The sequence below is a fragment of the Winogradskyella sp. R77965 genome (assembly GCF_044594915.1).
Classification (GTDB): Bacteria; Bacteroidota; Bacteroidia; order Flavobacteriales; family Flavobacteriaceae; genus Winogradskyella.
Window position 1 is genome coordinate 2,750,839 of the sequence record NZ_CP138990.1, and the last position, 13,868, is coordinate 2,764,706.

The 13,868-nt window shown below is 31.7% G+C and carries 13 protein-coding genes and 8 tRNA genes; 7 read left to right on the forward strand and 14 right to left on the reverse strand.

Annotated features, from left to right (window positions below; translation table 11 throughout):
• Nucleotides 1–9: 9 nt before the first annotated feature.
• The 3 genes from SJY34_RS12305 to SJY34_RS12315 are packed head-to-tail and all read right to left on the reverse strand — an operon-like array spanning nucleotide 10 to nucleotide 3,146.
• On the reverse strand, nucleotides 10–792 hold the full coding sequence (locus SJY34_RS12305) for a class I SAM-dependent methyltransferase (RefSeq protein WP_400076072.1): 783 nt from the start codon (nucleotides 790–792) through the stop codon (nucleotides 10–12).
• On the reverse strand, nucleotides 785–2,248 hold the full coding sequence (locus SJY34_RS12310) for a B12-binding domain-containing radical SAM protein (RefSeq protein ID WP_400076074.1): 1,464 nt from the start codon (nucleotides 2,246–2,248) through the stop codon (nucleotides 785–787). The genes SJY34_RS12305 and SJY34_RS12310 overlap by 8 nt, the downstream gene beginning before the upstream one ends.
• Nucleotides 2,241–3,146 carry a nucleotidyltransferase domain-containing protein gene (locus SJY34_RS12315; protein WP_400076076.1) on the reverse strand — a complete coding sequence of 302 codons (906 nt, stop codon included), beginning with the start codon at nucleotides 3,144–3,146 and terminating at the stop codon, nucleotides 2,241–2,243. Before SJY34_RS12315 ends, SJY34_RS12310 begins: the two co-directional genes overlap by 8 nt.
• 255 nt (nucleotides 3,147–3,401) lie before the next feature.
• Between SJY34_RS12315 and SJY34_RS12320 the strand changes: the two genes are divergently transcribed.
• The 3 genes from SJY34_RS12320 (at nucleotide 3,402) to SJY34_RS12330 (ending at nucleotide 5,594) form a co-directional block, all read left to right on the forward strand.
• Nucleotides 3,402–4,244 (forward strand): helix-turn-helix domain-containing protein, encoded by an 843-nt coding sequence (locus tag SJY34_RS12320; protein WP_400076078.1) that lies wholly within the window; start codon nucleotides 3,402–3,404, stop codon nucleotides 4,242–4,244.
• Nucleotides 4,245–4,621: 377 nt separating this feature from the next.
• A complete protein-coding gene (locus SJY34_RS12325) occupies nucleotides 4,622–5,170 on the forward strand; it encodes a carboxymuconolactone decarboxylase family protein (protein WP_400076079.1) in 549 nt (182 codons plus the stop codon).
• Nucleotides 5,171–5,204: 34 nt separating this feature from the next.
• The gene (locus tag SJY34_RS12330) at nucleotides 5,205–5,594 is read left to right on the forward strand and encodes a cupredoxin domain-containing protein (protein ID WP_400076081.1); all 390 of its coding nucleotides are present in this window, start codon (nucleotides 5,205–5,207) and stop codon (nucleotides 5,592–5,594) included.
• A gap of 122 nt (nucleotides 5,595–5,716) precedes the next feature.
• On the opposite strand, the gene SJY34_RS12335 is transcribed toward SJY34_RS12330, so the two are convergent.
• The 10 genes from SJY34_RS12335 to SJY34_RS12380 all read right to left on the reverse strand — a co-directional run bounded on the left by SJY34_RS12335 (nucleotide 5,717) and on the right by SJY34_RS12380 (nucleotide 9,118).
• Nucleotides 5,717–6,814 carry a slipin family protein gene (locus tag SJY34_RS12335; RefSeq protein WP_400076083.1) on the reverse strand — a complete coding sequence of 366 codons (1,098 nt, stop codon included), beginning with the start codon at nucleotides 6,812–6,814 and terminating at the stop codon, nucleotides 5,717–5,719.
• Nucleotides 6,815–7,591: 777 nt separating this feature from the next.
• A tRNA-Phe gene (locus tag SJY34_RS12340) sits at nucleotides 7,592–7,664 on the reverse strand.
• Nucleotides 7,665–7,897: 233 nt separating this feature from the next.
• Nucleotides 7,898–7,971, reverse strand: a tRNA-Leu gene (locus SJY34_RS12345).
• A gap of 5 nt (nucleotides 7,972–7,976) precedes the next feature.
• Nucleotides 7,977–8,050, reverse strand: a tRNA-Leu gene (locus SJY34_RS12350).
• A 6-nt stretch (nucleotides 8,051–8,056) separates the two neighbouring features.
• Nucleotides 8,057–8,129, reverse strand: a tRNA-Lys gene (locus tag SJY34_RS12355).
• A gap of 5 nt (nucleotides 8,130–8,134) precedes the next feature.
• Nucleotides 8,135–8,206 (reverse strand) — tRNA-Glu (locus tag SJY34_RS12360).
• Between the two features lie 7 nt (nucleotides 8,207–8,213).
• Nucleotides 8,214–8,286, reverse strand: a tRNA-Asp gene (locus tag SJY34_RS12365).
• Between the two features lie 98 nt (nucleotides 8,287–8,384).
• Nucleotides 8,385–8,457 (reverse strand) — tRNA-Cys (locus SJY34_RS12370).
• Between the two features lie 3 nt (nucleotides 8,458–8,460).
• Nucleotides 8,461–8,538 (reverse strand) — tRNA-OTHER (locus tag SJY34_RS12375).
• A 40-nt stretch (nucleotides 8,539–8,578) separates the two neighbouring features.
• Nucleotides 8,579–9,118: a tetratricopeptide repeat protein gene (locus SJY34_RS12380; protein WP_400076085.1), complete on the reverse strand. Its 540-nt coding sequence runs from the start codon at nucleotides 9,116–9,118 to the stop codon at nucleotides 8,579–8,581.
• Between the two features lie 831 nt (nucleotides 9,119–9,949).
• Between SJY34_RS12380 and SJY34_RS12385 the strand changes: the two genes are divergently transcribed.
• The 4 genes from SJY34_RS12385 (at nucleotide 9,950) to SJY34_RS12400 (ending at nucleotide 13,235) form a co-directional block, all read left to right on the forward strand.
• Nucleotides 9,950–10,474 (forward strand): ferritin, encoded by a 525-nt coding sequence (locus tag SJY34_RS12385; protein WP_400076087.1) that lies wholly within the window; start codon nucleotides 9,950–9,952, stop codon nucleotides 10,472–10,474.
• A gap of 44 nt (nucleotides 10,475–10,518) precedes the next feature.
• The gene (locus tag SJY34_RS12390; RefSeq protein ID WP_400076089.1) at nucleotides 10,519–10,719 is read left to right on the forward strand and encodes a hypothetical protein; all 201 of its coding nucleotides are present in this window, start codon (nucleotides 10,519–10,521) and stop codon (nucleotides 10,717–10,719) included.
• 165 nt (nucleotides 10,720–10,884) lie between these two features.
• Nucleotides 10,885–12,192 carry a T9SS type A sorting domain-containing protein gene (locus SJY34_RS12395; RefSeq protein WP_400076091.1) on the forward strand — a complete coding sequence of 436 codons (1,308 nt, stop codon included), beginning with the start codon at nucleotides 10,885–10,887 and terminating at the stop codon, nucleotides 12,190–12,192.
• 155 nt (nucleotides 12,193–12,347) lie between these two features.
• Entirely contained in the window at nucleotides 12,348–13,235 is an 888-nt protein-coding gene (locus SJY34_RS12400; protein ID WP_400076093.1) for an alpha/beta hydrolase, read from the forward strand.
• A gap of 136 nt (nucleotides 13,236–13,371) precedes the next feature.
• On the opposite strand, the gene SJY34_RS12405 is transcribed toward SJY34_RS12400, so the two are convergent.
• On the reverse strand, nucleotides 13,372–13,704 hold the full coding sequence (locus tag SJY34_RS12405; RefSeq protein WP_400076095.1) for a single-stranded DNA-binding protein: 333 nt from the start codon (nucleotides 13,702–13,704) through the stop codon (nucleotides 13,372–13,374).
• Nucleotides 13,705–13,868: the final 164 nt, after the last annotated feature.

Here is a 13,868-nt window from a genome sequence, read left to right on the forward strand (position 1 = left end):
TAATGGTATTTACTTTTTCTGTAATTCAATTAAAAAATGATCTGCATATTTTGCCCAAAAAGAACCCGTAATCAAAGTATCTATGCGTTTGAAAATCGACAAAAAAGGTCTTTTAGACAAAAATGAATTTTCAAGATAAGATGGAGGTATAGCAATTCCTATTGGTTTAATAGTATTTATTGTATATTGAGTTTCTGTTAAAGATACAATTTCTTCGGAATTGTAATACCAAGTTTTCACATCAACTCCTTCTACATTGGCTATTATACTGTCATCAGTTTTTCGTCTTTTTGCAGCTTTAAAATTTCCTTTTAAACTAAAATAAAATTGTTCCCACAGACAATATTTAGGCATAATAACTAAAACTATTTTACCTTTAGGATTAAGGAGTTTAGTGGCTGTTTTAAAAAAAAGGTCTATCTCTGTTTTGGACAAACAATTGAAGCCACCAAAATTTGAAAAAATGAAATCAAACTTTTTATCGAATGAATTTTCATTTATAGAATTAATGTCTTGAGTTTTAAATATTAAATTTTTTGAGTTTGCCTTTGCTTTGGCAACTTTAATCATACCTTCTGAAATGTCTGTAGCCAGAACATTATGACCTAATTTGGCAAAATGAATAGCATCTTCACCTGTGCCACAATTTAACTCTAAAATAGAAAGTCTTTCATCTGTAGAAATTATAGAACCCAAATATTTAAATACTATACTACGTTGTGCTTTCCCAATATTTGAGAATGTAAACGCAGTATCATAATTTGATGAAGCAATGTCAAATTCGTTAAGCATTATTGGGCTTCATTGTTTTAAGTTGAATCTTATCTAAAAAAGCTGAAGGTAAGTAATAGCCAAGTAATATCATAGATCTTAATTGTCGTTTCGATGTTTTAAATGGATTTTTAATTACCTTTTTTATGTTTTGGAACGCTTGACTTTTACGATATTCTTTATGCACATAGCGCTGAAGTTTTTTATAAAACTTTGTACTGTAGGTGCCTTTAAACATCATGGCTAAATCGTCAGAATCTGTCCAATTAGCTTTTAGTTTTAAGTCGTCTTTTACTTTGTCATAGAATTTAGTTCCTGGTAACGGGTATGAAACAGAAACGCCTAAATTATCAGGCACTAATTCTTTAATCATGGATATTGTTTTAGAAATATCATCTTTAGTTTCCCCTAAATATCCAAATTGTATAAAAAAGGCAACACGGACATTTTTTTCTTTTAATAATCGTGTAGCTTCATAGATTTGTTCTACTGTGGTGTCTTTATCCATGGCATCTAATATGGCTTGAGAGCCACTTTCTGCACCAACCCAGACCTCCTCTAAACCACTTTCAGCCAGAGCATCAATAGTATCTTCTTTTAATAATAAATCAACTCGACTTTGTATATAATACGAAATTGAAAGCTTTTCTTTTTTAAGTTCTATATTAAAGTTTTGAACCCAATTAGGCTTTAATCCAAATATATCATCGCACATCCAAAAACGATTGACTCCATAGGTATCTGATAGGTATTTAATGTGTTTTGTAATATATTCTGGTGAATGCGAATTGTAGCGATTGCCGTAAATAGGTTTGGCACACCAATTACATTTAAAAGGACAACCTCTTGTTGTAGCAATATTGAGTGTAAACTCATTGCCTCCACTTTCCCAAATATTTCTATAAGGCTGAAGATCTATTAAATCCCAAGCTGGCATTGGTAACATATCTAAATCTCGTAAAACAGGATGTTTAGGATTCTTAATAATTTCAGCTTCATTTTTAAAAACTAGACCTTTAATAGATGTAGAATCTTTATCATTAGATAAAGCATCAATTAATTCTTTTAAAGAAATTTCACCTTCGCCTTGTATAATAAAATCTGCACCTGTATTTAAGTATTTTTTATAGTGATCTGTTGAGTCTGAGCTACAAACGATAACTTTACAATTAAGATTTTTGGCTATTTTAATCATTTCAAAAGCAGCTTCACGCATTGTGGTTAAGCACATTTTTGTGAGATAATTAAAGCCATCGTCATAGAGCACAAATATTTTTGGTTTTTGAGTCTCTAGATAGGGTTTTATTTCAATAGGACTGTCTAAAAGGTTCGCATCAAAAACACCTACCTTGTAGTTGTTTTCCCTTAAGTAAGATGCAGCATATAGAGTTCCTAAAGGTGGATAAGGGGTTTTGTTGCTCCATTGCTTAGAATCAAATTTGTAGTAATATGAATGTGAGAATACAACATCAAGCATTTTCCATAGCTAGGTTAAGATTAAATGCTTTGTTTTTATCGTTGTAACGTTCATTAAGCTTAACAATTACCTTAGATTGGAAGTCTTGTGGATGGTGTTTAGACACATCATTGGTAGATTTCATCGCAATCTCGAATTCCTTTTTCTTAAGATGCTTAAACTTAGATTTCCATTTTTTTAGAGTTAATTTCTTAAAATAATGATTTAAATCATATCCAACTTTATTCTTAAATAAACTTTCTAAACATTTACTCCATAAAGGTTTATTGAAATTGTCATTCAATAAATCTGAACTTAAAGTTCTATTCGGATAAAAATCGAGAGCCCATTGGTTTTCTGCAATAAAAGCATTAAAAACTGCTTTACCGTAAATGGGCTTGAGAGTTATTAATTCTGTAGCGGTAAATTTATTTTGCTCAGCTATTTTTAGTCGATCAGAACTGATAAAATAATTAACACAAAAGTATTTTTTAGAATTAAGCAAAAATAATTTTTTGTAAGCAATTAAAAAGGTTCGCGCTAACCATAAATACTTAGGCTTTGTAATGAGAAAAAAATCTATATCACCAGTGTCGTCGTAATAATTTTTAGATAAAGAACCAGAGATAGAGACCGATTCAACAAAAGGGAAGGACATAATAAGTTTTGCTCTTTTTAAGGCCTTTGGCATAATATCATCTGCCATTTTATTTCCATTAAGTCGTCTTTCTACTAAAGTATGATCATTAATATCAGAGTAATATTTGCCAAACCTAAAAACAATATTATTCTCAATTAATTTTTGCAATTCTTTTTTAGTTTCATCTAAATTATTTGCACAAGAAAACGAGAATATTTCCTCTAAAGTCAATGGGTATTTGAAAATGGAAAAGTAAATTATGACTTTTAGGACATTCATATTTTTTCTACTATTTAGCCAAAATTAGTATAGCTCTTTTATATAGAACAACTCAGTTCTGCGAATTACTTATATAAAATTAAAAATACTATATATTTATTGTATATCGTTAGCATAAAACCGACACTTACTAGCAAAAAACCGACACTGTATATTTTTATTTTTGATAGAGGTTATTAAAGTAAATGAATAACTCTAAATACAATATCTGTCTTTTGACTGTAATGTTTTTTGTTCTAAATAGACTTAGGGTTTATGAAGTATAATTTCAAGGAATTTTCTACCAATGCCATATTTAATATTGGTAATGAATCGGATCTAAAATCATTTAGTAAAGCCAAGCAAACAGAATTATACACTTTTATATGGACTAATTCTGAAGCTATTGAGATCATTATAGATAGTATTCCTTTTACAATTCAGCCTCATAGCATTTTGGCTTTAACTCCCATTCAATATTTACAATACCTAGGTGGTGGTGATGCTATTGTTTATCAATTCAATAGAGAGTTTTATTGTATTAAAGATCATGACCAAGAGGTGAGTTGTGTTGGTATTTTATTTTTTGGGAATACTAATATTCCTGTTATTCATTTAGATAAAAAAGAACAGCAAAAGTTTAAAACCCTTCACGAGGTTATCATAGACGAACTAGAAACTGAAGATAACATACAAGCAGAGATGCTTAGAATGTTAATGGCAAGATTTATTATAAAAAGCACAAGATTATTAAAAGCTAAAGAGGGTATTGTGGAAACACCTAAAAGTTCTAAAGTGGATTTATTACGTGAATTCAATTTTTTAGTAGAACAACACTTTAAGAAAGAACATAGTGTTTCTTTTTATGCTGATAAATTGTTTAGATCACCAAAAACACTTTCCAATAATTTTGCTAAACTAAATAGGAGTCCACTTCAGATCATACATGAAAGAGTTGTCTTAGAAGCACAGCGTTTATTAATTTATACAGATAAGACAGCAAAAGAGATTGCTTATGAAGTTGGCTTTGACGATGCCTCTCACTTAAGCCGATTATTTAAAAAATACACCTCTCAGTCACCTTCTGATTATAAAAAAGGACTAAAATCTTCATATTAGGAAAAATTGACAAGCCTTTGGGCAGATCCTTCATTTTTTAACACCTACTTCTACACCATCTTTGCATAGTAATATTAAAAACTATCAAGATGAAACTTAAAAACAAATCAATATTCAATCTCATTGAAATATTTAGAAGTAGTCCAAAACAATTAATTAGCACTATTGTTCCTAAAACATATTGTGAACACAAACATATTCACGATTACTATTGTGATGCCGAAAAACCCCATATAAGTTAAGTGGGAAAAAATGACAAGTCTTAGGGAATTATAATCATTCTATGAGTCCCTAATCTGTTGCAACTTTGTACCAACAAAAAAATCAAACTAAAGATTAATAACACTGAAATAAGATTCAGTATAAAATTTTAAATTATGAATACATTTAATGTACCAACACGAGAAGAGGTAAGCACAAACAATCAGGCAATTTTCGATAATCTAAACAAAGGTTTAGGTTTTGTCCCTAATCTATATGCAACTTATGCACATAGCGACACAGCTTTAGAAAACTATTTAACTTTTGCTAATGCAAAAACATCTTTATCTGCTAAAGAGAAAGAAGTAGTAAACTTAGCGGTTAGTCAAGTTAATGATTGTATATATTGTCTTTCTGCTCATACCGCAATAGGAAAAATAAATGGTTTTACAGATGAGCAAATCTTAGAATTAAGAGCAGGATTTTCTTCAGTTGATAACAAGCTCGACGCTTTAGCAAAATTGGCTAAAAATATTACTGAGAATAGAGGAAAGACAGATGAAACGGTATTAGAGAACTTCTTTAATGTGGGTTATACAAAAGGAAATTTAATTGATACTATTTCTTTAGTAGGTGATAAAACAATTTCTAACTATATACACAGTACAACTCAAGTACCTGTTGATTTTCCTGTGGCTCAGCCTCTAGAAATAGAAGTGGCTTAACAATTAATTATTAATAAACAAAACGTATAAAATCATGAAAAGAATTATTTCAATATTAACGATTGTATTGGCTTTTACATTAACTAGTAGTGCCCAAGACAAAATGAAAATGGAAACAAAAGCAACTATTGTTTCTTTAGAACAGACAAAAGGTGAGTTTGCTCAAAAAACAATAACATTAAAAGAAGGAGATTATATTTTTGAAATTTCTAATAACAATGTTGGTCATCAGGTAGGCTTTGTATTAGTCCCAAAAGGGAAAGATGCATCTCAACCAGAAAATCATATAAAAGAGGCATATGTTACAAAAGCTGTAGACAATAATAACAAGGAAACATCTAAAGTTACAACATTAGTGAAAGGTGAATATATATATTTCTGCCCTTTAAATCCGACACCTCAATATACTTTGGTAGTAGAGTAAATCTCTAATTAAATAAAGAGTATTGGCTTGCAATTAAAAGAGTGACTTAAATTTATAAGTCACTCTTTTTGATTTTAAAAAAAGCACAACCTTTTTAATAAAAGATTGTGCTAAACACCCACTTATTTTCCAGAGAAAATCTCCTTTAATTGTGTTACCATATTTCCATTACCTGAGACTGTGATCTCGCCAATTTTATCAGCGATTTTTTCTACATATTCCATCTCTTTTAGCTTGTACAGCATGTCATTCTCTTCCATCAACTTTGCCGTATTTAGCAAGCTACGTGTAGAAGCTGTTTCTTCACGTCTCATAATAACATTAGCTTGCGCTTTCTTTTGTGCAACTAAAACTTGGTTCATAATCTCTTTCATTTCTCCAGTTAAAATTACATCTCTGATACCGCAGTTTAAAACGGTTACACCTAATTTAGATGCACTTGTCTTAACATCTTCGAATACAGCTTCTGCGATATTCTCTTTACGTTCTAAAAGTTCATCTAAGGTGTAAGCACCGACATATGCACGCAATACTAATTGCATTGTAATGTATAATTGCTTTTCGTAATCCTTGTTATCTAAAAGTGCTTTTTCAACGTTTGTAACTTTGTACTGTGTGTAAAAGTTAATACGAATTGCCGCTTTATCTTTAGTTAACAATTCTTGTCCTGCAATTTCTAATTGCAACTGACGCAAATCTGCTTTAGCAATTTTAATAGATGTATCATTTCTCCAGAAACGGTAAGTACCACCTTCTAGAGTTTTTGTATATACATCATCTACTAGAAGTATAGCTTTCTCGTAAGTTGCAACTTCAAATGTTCTAATGTATTTACTAACCTCTAATTTACTAAATAGCGATTTGTCTAAGTTTTCTATAATATAGATTTTACTTAAATCTACACGTACATATTCACGTTCAATTAGACCTTTCCAGTACACATAACGACCAGAAGTTAGAACAGATTTAAAGTTTCCTTTTTCGTAAAGCATAACCAATTCTCCGTCCTTTACCTCAATAACATCTAGCATTTTAGCTAAAACCTCATCTTTTAATAAGATTTCTAAGGCTACTGGTGCTATGAAAATAGTACTTAAATCATACGTTTTTACACGCTGATTTATCCATAACCAGTGTACTCCTTGAGTTATTACCTTTACGTAATCACCTCTTTTGAATACTAGACCTACTTTTCCTGCATTAATTCTTACTCGTAACATTGTTTTTGTTTTTAAAATTAAACATTAGTGTTTGCCAATTAAGGCGGTTTGGTAATACTTGTAACGGACGGATTACCATCTTCAAAACAGATCTGACGAGTTCAGATTTACTTGAAGTTTATCTTTATTTCAATTCATAATTTTAAGAAAATAGCAGATTGTAAATCATCTCTTCCATACGGAATTACTCATAGTAATTTCAGCTATAATCAGTGAAATGACAGCCAGTTAAAAAGAAAAGCAAATGCTCTTGCGTTTTAACCTTTAGTCAAAACAGTAACCACTTTTGAGATTACAAATCAGTAGTTCAAAGTATTTCTAAGATTGCTTGTTATTGAACACTAATGAGTTACTATTAAAGCCAATTTACAATCCACTATTTCGTCATTTTTATTGAGCAGTGTGACGGACTGCTTGGCTATCAGTTTTACAAGATGATAAGCTTTGGTGGATCCCAAAAGGGACCAAACCTGCATTATGAGTGCAGTGCTCTTCCAACTGAGCTACAAAGCCTAAAATGGTGGCTTAGACAGGAATCGAACCTGTGCATTTCTATTGTTCTAACCTACTGAACTATCTCAAACGAAGTGAGAGTGGGAATCGAACCCACGACCTATAGAGTCGGTGACTATTTTTTGGTTAACAGTCAAAACCTTCAAGTCTAGTTGTATATAAAAGCATAATGCATCTCTGCAATGTTTTACACAATAGTGCTATACCGAAACACCCAACAAGACCAGCTTGATATCACTTCCTGCGCAGGCAGGAATCTTATCGTGAAACAGACAGGAATTGAACCTGTATCTTTGCATTTTCAGTGCATCGCATTGACCAACTTTGCTACTGTTCCGTTTTAAGTGTCTATCAAGATTCGAACTTGATCTTAGAGGATATACCTCTTGTGCGAGCCATTACACTATAGACACCAGATAACCTGATAGGATTCGAACCTATAATACAAGAATTAAAATCTTGAGTGTTACCATTACACCACAGGTTATTATTGTAAGCCTAATAGGATTTGAACCCATACCTCAAAGTCCGTAGCTTTGAATGCTATCCGTTACACCATAAGCTTATTTGTACTCCACCCAAGATTCGAACCTGGACTTTAAGGATTTTAAGTCCTTTGCCTCTCCCATTTGGGCTAGTGGAGCATTAGTACAGGAAGAGAGATTCGAACTCTCAGATATCTCGATTCTAAATCGAGTGCGTTTGCCGTTTCGCCATTCCTGCAAATTGTTGAGGTATTAGGACTTGAACCTAAATCACCCGAGTTAAAAGCTCGGTGCTTTAACAATTAAGCTACACCTCAATTTGTACTCCGTAAGAGAATCGAACTCTTAATTCCTGATAGAAAGTCAGGTGTCTTAACCATTTGACCAACGCAGCATTTTTGCAGTATCGACGAGATTCGAACTCGCAACTTCTCGGGAGACAACCGAGCACTCTAGCCATTGAGCTACGATACTATTTGTGGGAATCATAGGATTCGAACCTATTCAGTTAAGGCATCAGTTTTACAGACTGACTCCACTCTCCATCTTGGACGCATTCTCATATTTATTAGAGACAAGGATGAGGATCGAACTCATAAAAAACAGATTTGCAGTCTGTTGCCTTAACCATTCAGCCACCTTGTCTTGCGATATTGGAAAGACTCGAACATTCAATCTAGTGCTTAATCCCGAAAATTCGGGACTCTACCATTGAGCTACAATATCTTTTTGTTTTAAAATCGGCAAACAGAAGTTTGCCGATTTGTTATTTCTCCTTTCTTTTTTTATTCGACTTCTTTTTTTTCTTTTTACATTTCTTTTTAGGCTTCATCTTTTTCTTAACTCTAGACAATTCATTATCTACATAGCGTATAAAATCATTATTTGTAGCTGTTTTATTAGCTGCTTTAAATGTTTTAATAGCAATTTTAAACTGTCCTAGTTTTTCAAACAAAACCCCTTGCATTAATTGTAATAAAGCTTTATCAACACCTTTTAAGGTTTTTGCAAAATCAATCAACTTTTGTGCTTCAACATAATCTTCGTTCCATAATAAGGTTTGAATATAGAATGGATATGTTTTTGGCATTTCCATATGCTGTGCAATAGCTTCTGCAAAATATTGTTTAGCTGTTTCATAATTTTTTAATTGCTCAGCATAAACACGTCCCATTAAGCATAATGCTTGCGCATCTTTTTCGTTATATGATAAAGCATAGTTTAATGCTTCTAATGTTTCTTCTAAGTTATATGGATAAGCATCTAAAGCTTGAAACACATAACTATTGTGTAAATTATTTTCCATGATGTTATTCAATAAATTAGTACTGTTTTAAAGGCAACACATTAGATGCTGCTCTTAAAACTGTTCAGATTTGTGTACTCGTTAAATTTTTTGAAATAAAAAATCCGAAACAGTTTGTTTGCTTCGGATTCTTCTCTGGGAAATAAATTATCTACAGAAAATACCGAAGCCTTGTAAATGACTCGAGGTCACTAGGTAAACTTTTAAATGCTACTATATGTTTTAGCATGGCTTCTTGTTTTGTTATTAATTATGTTATTGAGAATTGTTTAATTCTGCGATGCAAATATAAAAGGTAATTTTTGAAATTTCCAAACAAAATATTAATTTAATTTATTGATTATCAATTAGTTATATTGTTTTAAAGCAAAAGGGTTCCTGTCCGCTTTATGCAGATAGTTGAAGGTTTTTGGCAAGCGTCTGTCTCCCAATTGCTTAATCTTCAATTCGTATTATTTTATTTTTTAAAGTCTAGTTTCAAATTCTTTAAAATTTTTCATAAAAAAAGCGACCAATTTCTTGGACGCTCGTACTATTTATAGTTTTTGTGTTTAAATCATCTGCAATTAATGATTAAAAATAGATACATAACGTCCTTGTCGTTGAAATAATTCAATATTATTTCCTCGATAATCCCACTGACACATCAGTGATTTTGGTGCTCTATGTACTATTGTTTTTCTCATTTATGGTACAAATATGCTACAATTGCTATCTAAATTCCAAATTTTATGGTTATAAAGTTTTTCAATCTACTTATCAAAATTAGTTACTAAGTAAACCTTTTAATAGTGTTTATTACTGCTTATCTTTGTGTAAAACAAAGAAATTATGTTATCAAAAACAATAGAATCTGCATTAAATAAACAAATACGAATAGAGGCTGAATCATCTCAAGTCTATTTAGCAATGGCCGTTTGGGCTGAAGTAAAAGGTCTAGAAGGTATTTCTAACTTTATGTACGATCAGTCTGATGAAGAACGTGAGCATATGTTAAAGCTTGTAAAGTTTGTCAATGAACGCGGTGGACATGCTCATATTTCTGAATTAAACGCACCAGATGTTACTTACAGTTCGTTTCGCGAAATGTTTGAAAAGCTACTAGCGCACGAAATATTTGTTTCTGAAAGTATCAATGAATTAGTTCATATTTCTCTACAAGAAAAAGATTATGCCACACATAACTTCTTACAATGGTATGTGTCTGAACAAATTGAAGAAGAAGCGGTAGCCAGAACAATCTTAGATAAGGTTAATATGATTGGTAATGATAAAGGAGGCTTATACTTATTTGATAGAGATATTCAGCAACTAACAGTGAATTCTGCGGCACAAGATTTAAATCCTGGTGCTTAATCTGGGTGTTAAAATTTATTTAGAATAAATAAAAATAATTATTTTTGCATCATTGTTTAGTAAATCCAATGGGCAAAAAGAAGAAAAACAAAAAGTTAAAAAAAGAACGTATTAAAGTTCTTGAAACTTCTGGCTTCGAAGCTTTAGGTAAAGCAAAATCTAAATGCTGTAAAAAGTATAAAAAAGCTGAGCATAAACGTTGCAAAAAATGTCCATGCTTTGATTTACTTAAAAAAGTAGCATAAAATTTCATTTTTTAAGACAGAACTTATTTTGTTTTAGGATATTTGCGCGCTTATTCCTTCTATCGATTAAAAAAACAGTTAAAGGTTTCCCTATTAATTATTTTGATAAGAATTCTATCAATTATAGAATTTTAGATTATTTTTATGATCAAAAAATATTAAACTATGAGAAAAATTACCTTCAATTTTAAAAACTTAGTTGTGTGTCTATTTTTGGTTTTATCACTTTTTTTAAGTGCACAAGAAACCACTTTTGTACCGCAAAAATATACGCCGACTGAACCTGGTTGTGTTCTACCTGTGGGTGAATTTGAAGGGCTTGTGTCTGTTCCAAGAGCTCTTGAAACTGAAGCTAAGATGAAAGCAGGTGCAACCCCTTGTGCAACATTCGTAGTAAATTATACCGGATTTACACCAGAAGCACAGGCAGCTTTTCAATTCGCGGTAGATATCTGGGCAAATTCAATAGATTCACCGGTGCCAATTAATGTAAATGCCACCTTTTCATCTCTTGACCCAGGTGTTTTGGGTAGTGCAGGACCTGCAACTTTTTTAACTTCATCGGCATCGGGTTCACAACCCAATATCTTTTATCCAGCTGCATTATGGGAAAAACTCGAAGGCGCAGATAGAGGTCAATTTGGTGGTACTAATGACATTAATGCAAATTTCAGTAGTGATACAAATTGGTATTATGGTACGGACGCCAATCCTCCTTCTGACCAAATTGATTTTGTTACTGTTGTGTTGCATGAACTTGGACATGGGCTTGGTTTCACAGGCTTTGCAGATCTAACAGAAAGTTTCCCTGATGATATAGGTGCTGTAAGAGAAACAAATAATAATATTCCAGCTATTTATGATACATTCACTGAAAATGGTTCTGGCTCAGCAATTTTAAGTTTCCCTGACCCTTCTGCGGCATTAGGTACAGAACTTGTAAGTAATGACCTGTATATTAATGCGCCAACGTCGGTTACACAATTTGGTCAAGGTGGTACATTACCACAAATTTATGCTCCAGCTACTTTTAATGGAGGATCGAGTATTTATCACTGGAATACACCGTCTTTTCCAATAGAGAATATTAATTCATTAATGAGACATCAAGTCGGTGCAGGTTCAGCTAATCATAATCCTGGTCCAATAACTTTAGGGTTGTTTCAAGATATGGGATGGTCTATTTGTTCAGGCGCATTATCGGTTGAAGATATTACAGTTTCTAATGTTTCAATAAGTCCAAATCCTTTTAGATCATCAATCTCGATAAATCTTTCTAATGGTTTTAACAATGATTACGAAATAGGTTTATTTGACATTAACGGCCGTCTTATTTTTGAAAATAAAAAAACAATTGAAAACGGTACCATTTTTATTGCTAATTTAGATCAGCTAGAAGATGCAATTTATTTTTTGAAGGTTACAAATGAAACCACTGGTACTAGCATTGTTAAGAAGGTAATTAAAAACTAGATATACAATATTTTAAAATATAAAAAGAGCAACCAATTAGGTTGCTTTTTTGCTAAGTATTTTGAACAACTATGGAAAATATATTGTTTCATCTTAAGAGTTTTTAATCATTTTGCTTGAGTTAAACTTATCATTACAAATTAATTTTAGATTAAATGAGAAATATAATAGCAATACTCATCTCACTTTTCACTTTTGGGCTTTCTGCTCAACAGATGGAGACATACACTTATGCCATAAAGAGGAATGACACCTTAAAACTAGATGTGTTCACGCCAGAAAACATTAAAAAAACAGATACACTTCCTGTGTTACTTTGGATGCATGGTGGAGGATTTTCAGGAAGCCATAGAGCATATCAAGATGATAAAAAATTAGTGCAATATGTGGCAAAAGAGCAAAATTACATAGGTGTTTCTATTGATTATCGTTTACTAAGACAAAATACAGAAACAGGTTTTGGTTGCGATTGTACAAAAGATGAAAAATTAGAAACCTTTAAACAAGCTGTGATTGATTATTTAGATGCAGCAAAATATTTAGTGGAGCATGCTGATAAACTTCAGATTGATACCACAAAAATTGTAGCAGGAGGAAGCAGTGCAGGCGCGGAGGGTATTTTAAATGCAGTTTACATGCGAGAATATTTTGTTGACAATACCAAAGATTATAATGATGTCTCTTTTGCTGGTATATTTTCTTGTGCTGGTGCATTAGTTGATGCAAGTTATATTACAGAAGACAATGCTGTACCTTCAGTACTTTTTCATGGTACTGAAGACCAATTAGTGCCATTTGATAATGCTCCACATCACTATTGTGAGTCAACTAAAGATGGATATATTATTTTAGATGGGTCTAATATTATTACTCAAAAATTATCTGAACTTGAAACATCCTTCTATTTTAACATTGTTAAGGGAGCTCAACATGAGATAGCGACTATTCCATTCAGTGATTTAGATAAAGTATTCAATTTTTTTAAGCAAACGGTAATTAATAACGAAGTTATTCAAACAAAGATTATAAAAACTAAATTGTAATGAGATACACACCTCTTTATTAATAAGTATGTTCTCGTATTATATTCTTATAAATAAAGCCATTCGAAAAGTTGGTGAAAATATTTCAATAAATAAAAATGAGATAGTAAAAGAATTTACTATCTCACTTTTTTTGTTATTTCCCAAGCATTAAAAGGTCACTACAAACAACTTCTGTTATATAGCGTTTCATACCATCTTTATCCTCCCAAGAACGTGTTGTTAATTTCCCTTCAATTGCGACTTCCTTTCCTTTAGCAACATATTTCTCTACAATCTGAGCTGTTTTGCCCCAAGCTACAATATTGTGCCATTGTGTATCTGTTACTTTTTCGCCTTGTGCATTTTTATAACTTTCATTTGTTGCAATTGAAAATTTTGCCAAGGTTTTTCCTGATTCTAAATTGATGATTTCTGGATCATTTCCTAAGTTACCAATCAACTGTACTTTGTTTCTTAATGTGTTCATGTCTTTAAATTTTTAATGTTAAACAGTTAATACTATCGAGTTCTTATGTTTCGACATTGCAAAGATGTGATGACTTGTAAATATTATTCGGTTGTTACCTGTTTAAATTCGTTTGTAAATGTTTGTAGTCGTTTAAAAATGAATAATATATTGATATACAGATA

Coding starts and splice junctions, on each gene's coding strand:
- SJY34_RS12325 (WP_400076079.1), top strand. CDS start 4,622: ATGAATACATTTAATGTACCAACACGAGAAGAGGTAAGCACAAACAAT.
- SJY34_RS12405 (WP_400076095.1), bottom strand. CDS start 13,704: ATGAACACATTAAGAAACAAAGTACAGTTGATTGGTAACTTAGGAAAT.
- SJY34_RS12380 (WP_400076085.1), bottom strand. CDS start 9,118: ATGGAAAATAATTTACACAATAGTTATGTGTTTCAAGCTTTAGATGCT.
- SJY34_RS12305 (WP_400076072.1), bottom strand. CDS start 792: ATGCTTAACGAATTTGACATTGCTTCATCAAATTATGATACTGCGTTT.
- SJY34_RS12315 (WP_400076076.1), bottom strand. CDS start 3,146: ATGAATGTCCTAAAAGTCATAATTTACTTTTCCATTTTCAAATACCCA.
- SJY34_RS12310 (WP_400076074.1), bottom strand. CDS start 2,248: ATGCTTGATGTTGTATTCTCACATTCATATTACTACAAATTTGATTCT.
- SJY34_RS12400 (WP_400076093.1), top strand. CDS start 12,348: ATGAGAAATATAATAGCAATACTCATCTCACTTTTCACTTTTGGGCTT.
- SJY34_RS12320 (WP_400076078.1), top strand. CDS start 3,402: ATGAAGTATAATTTCAAGGAATTTTCTACCAATGCCATATTTAATATT.
- SJY34_RS12385 (WP_400076087.1), top strand. CDS start 9,950: ATGTTATCAAAAACAATAGAATCTGCATTAAATAAACAAATACGAATA.
- SJY34_RS12395 (WP_400076091.1), top strand. CDS start 10,885: ATGAGAAAAATTACCTTCAATTTTAAAAACTTAGTTGTGTGTCTATTT.
- SJY34_RS12330 (WP_400076081.1), top strand. CDS start 5,205: ATGAAAAGAATTATTTCAATATTAACGATTGTATTGGCTTTTACATTA.
- SJY34_RS12335 (WP_400076083.1), bottom strand. CDS start 6,814: ATGTTACGAGTAAGAATTAATGCAGGAAAAGTAGGTCTAGTATTCAAA.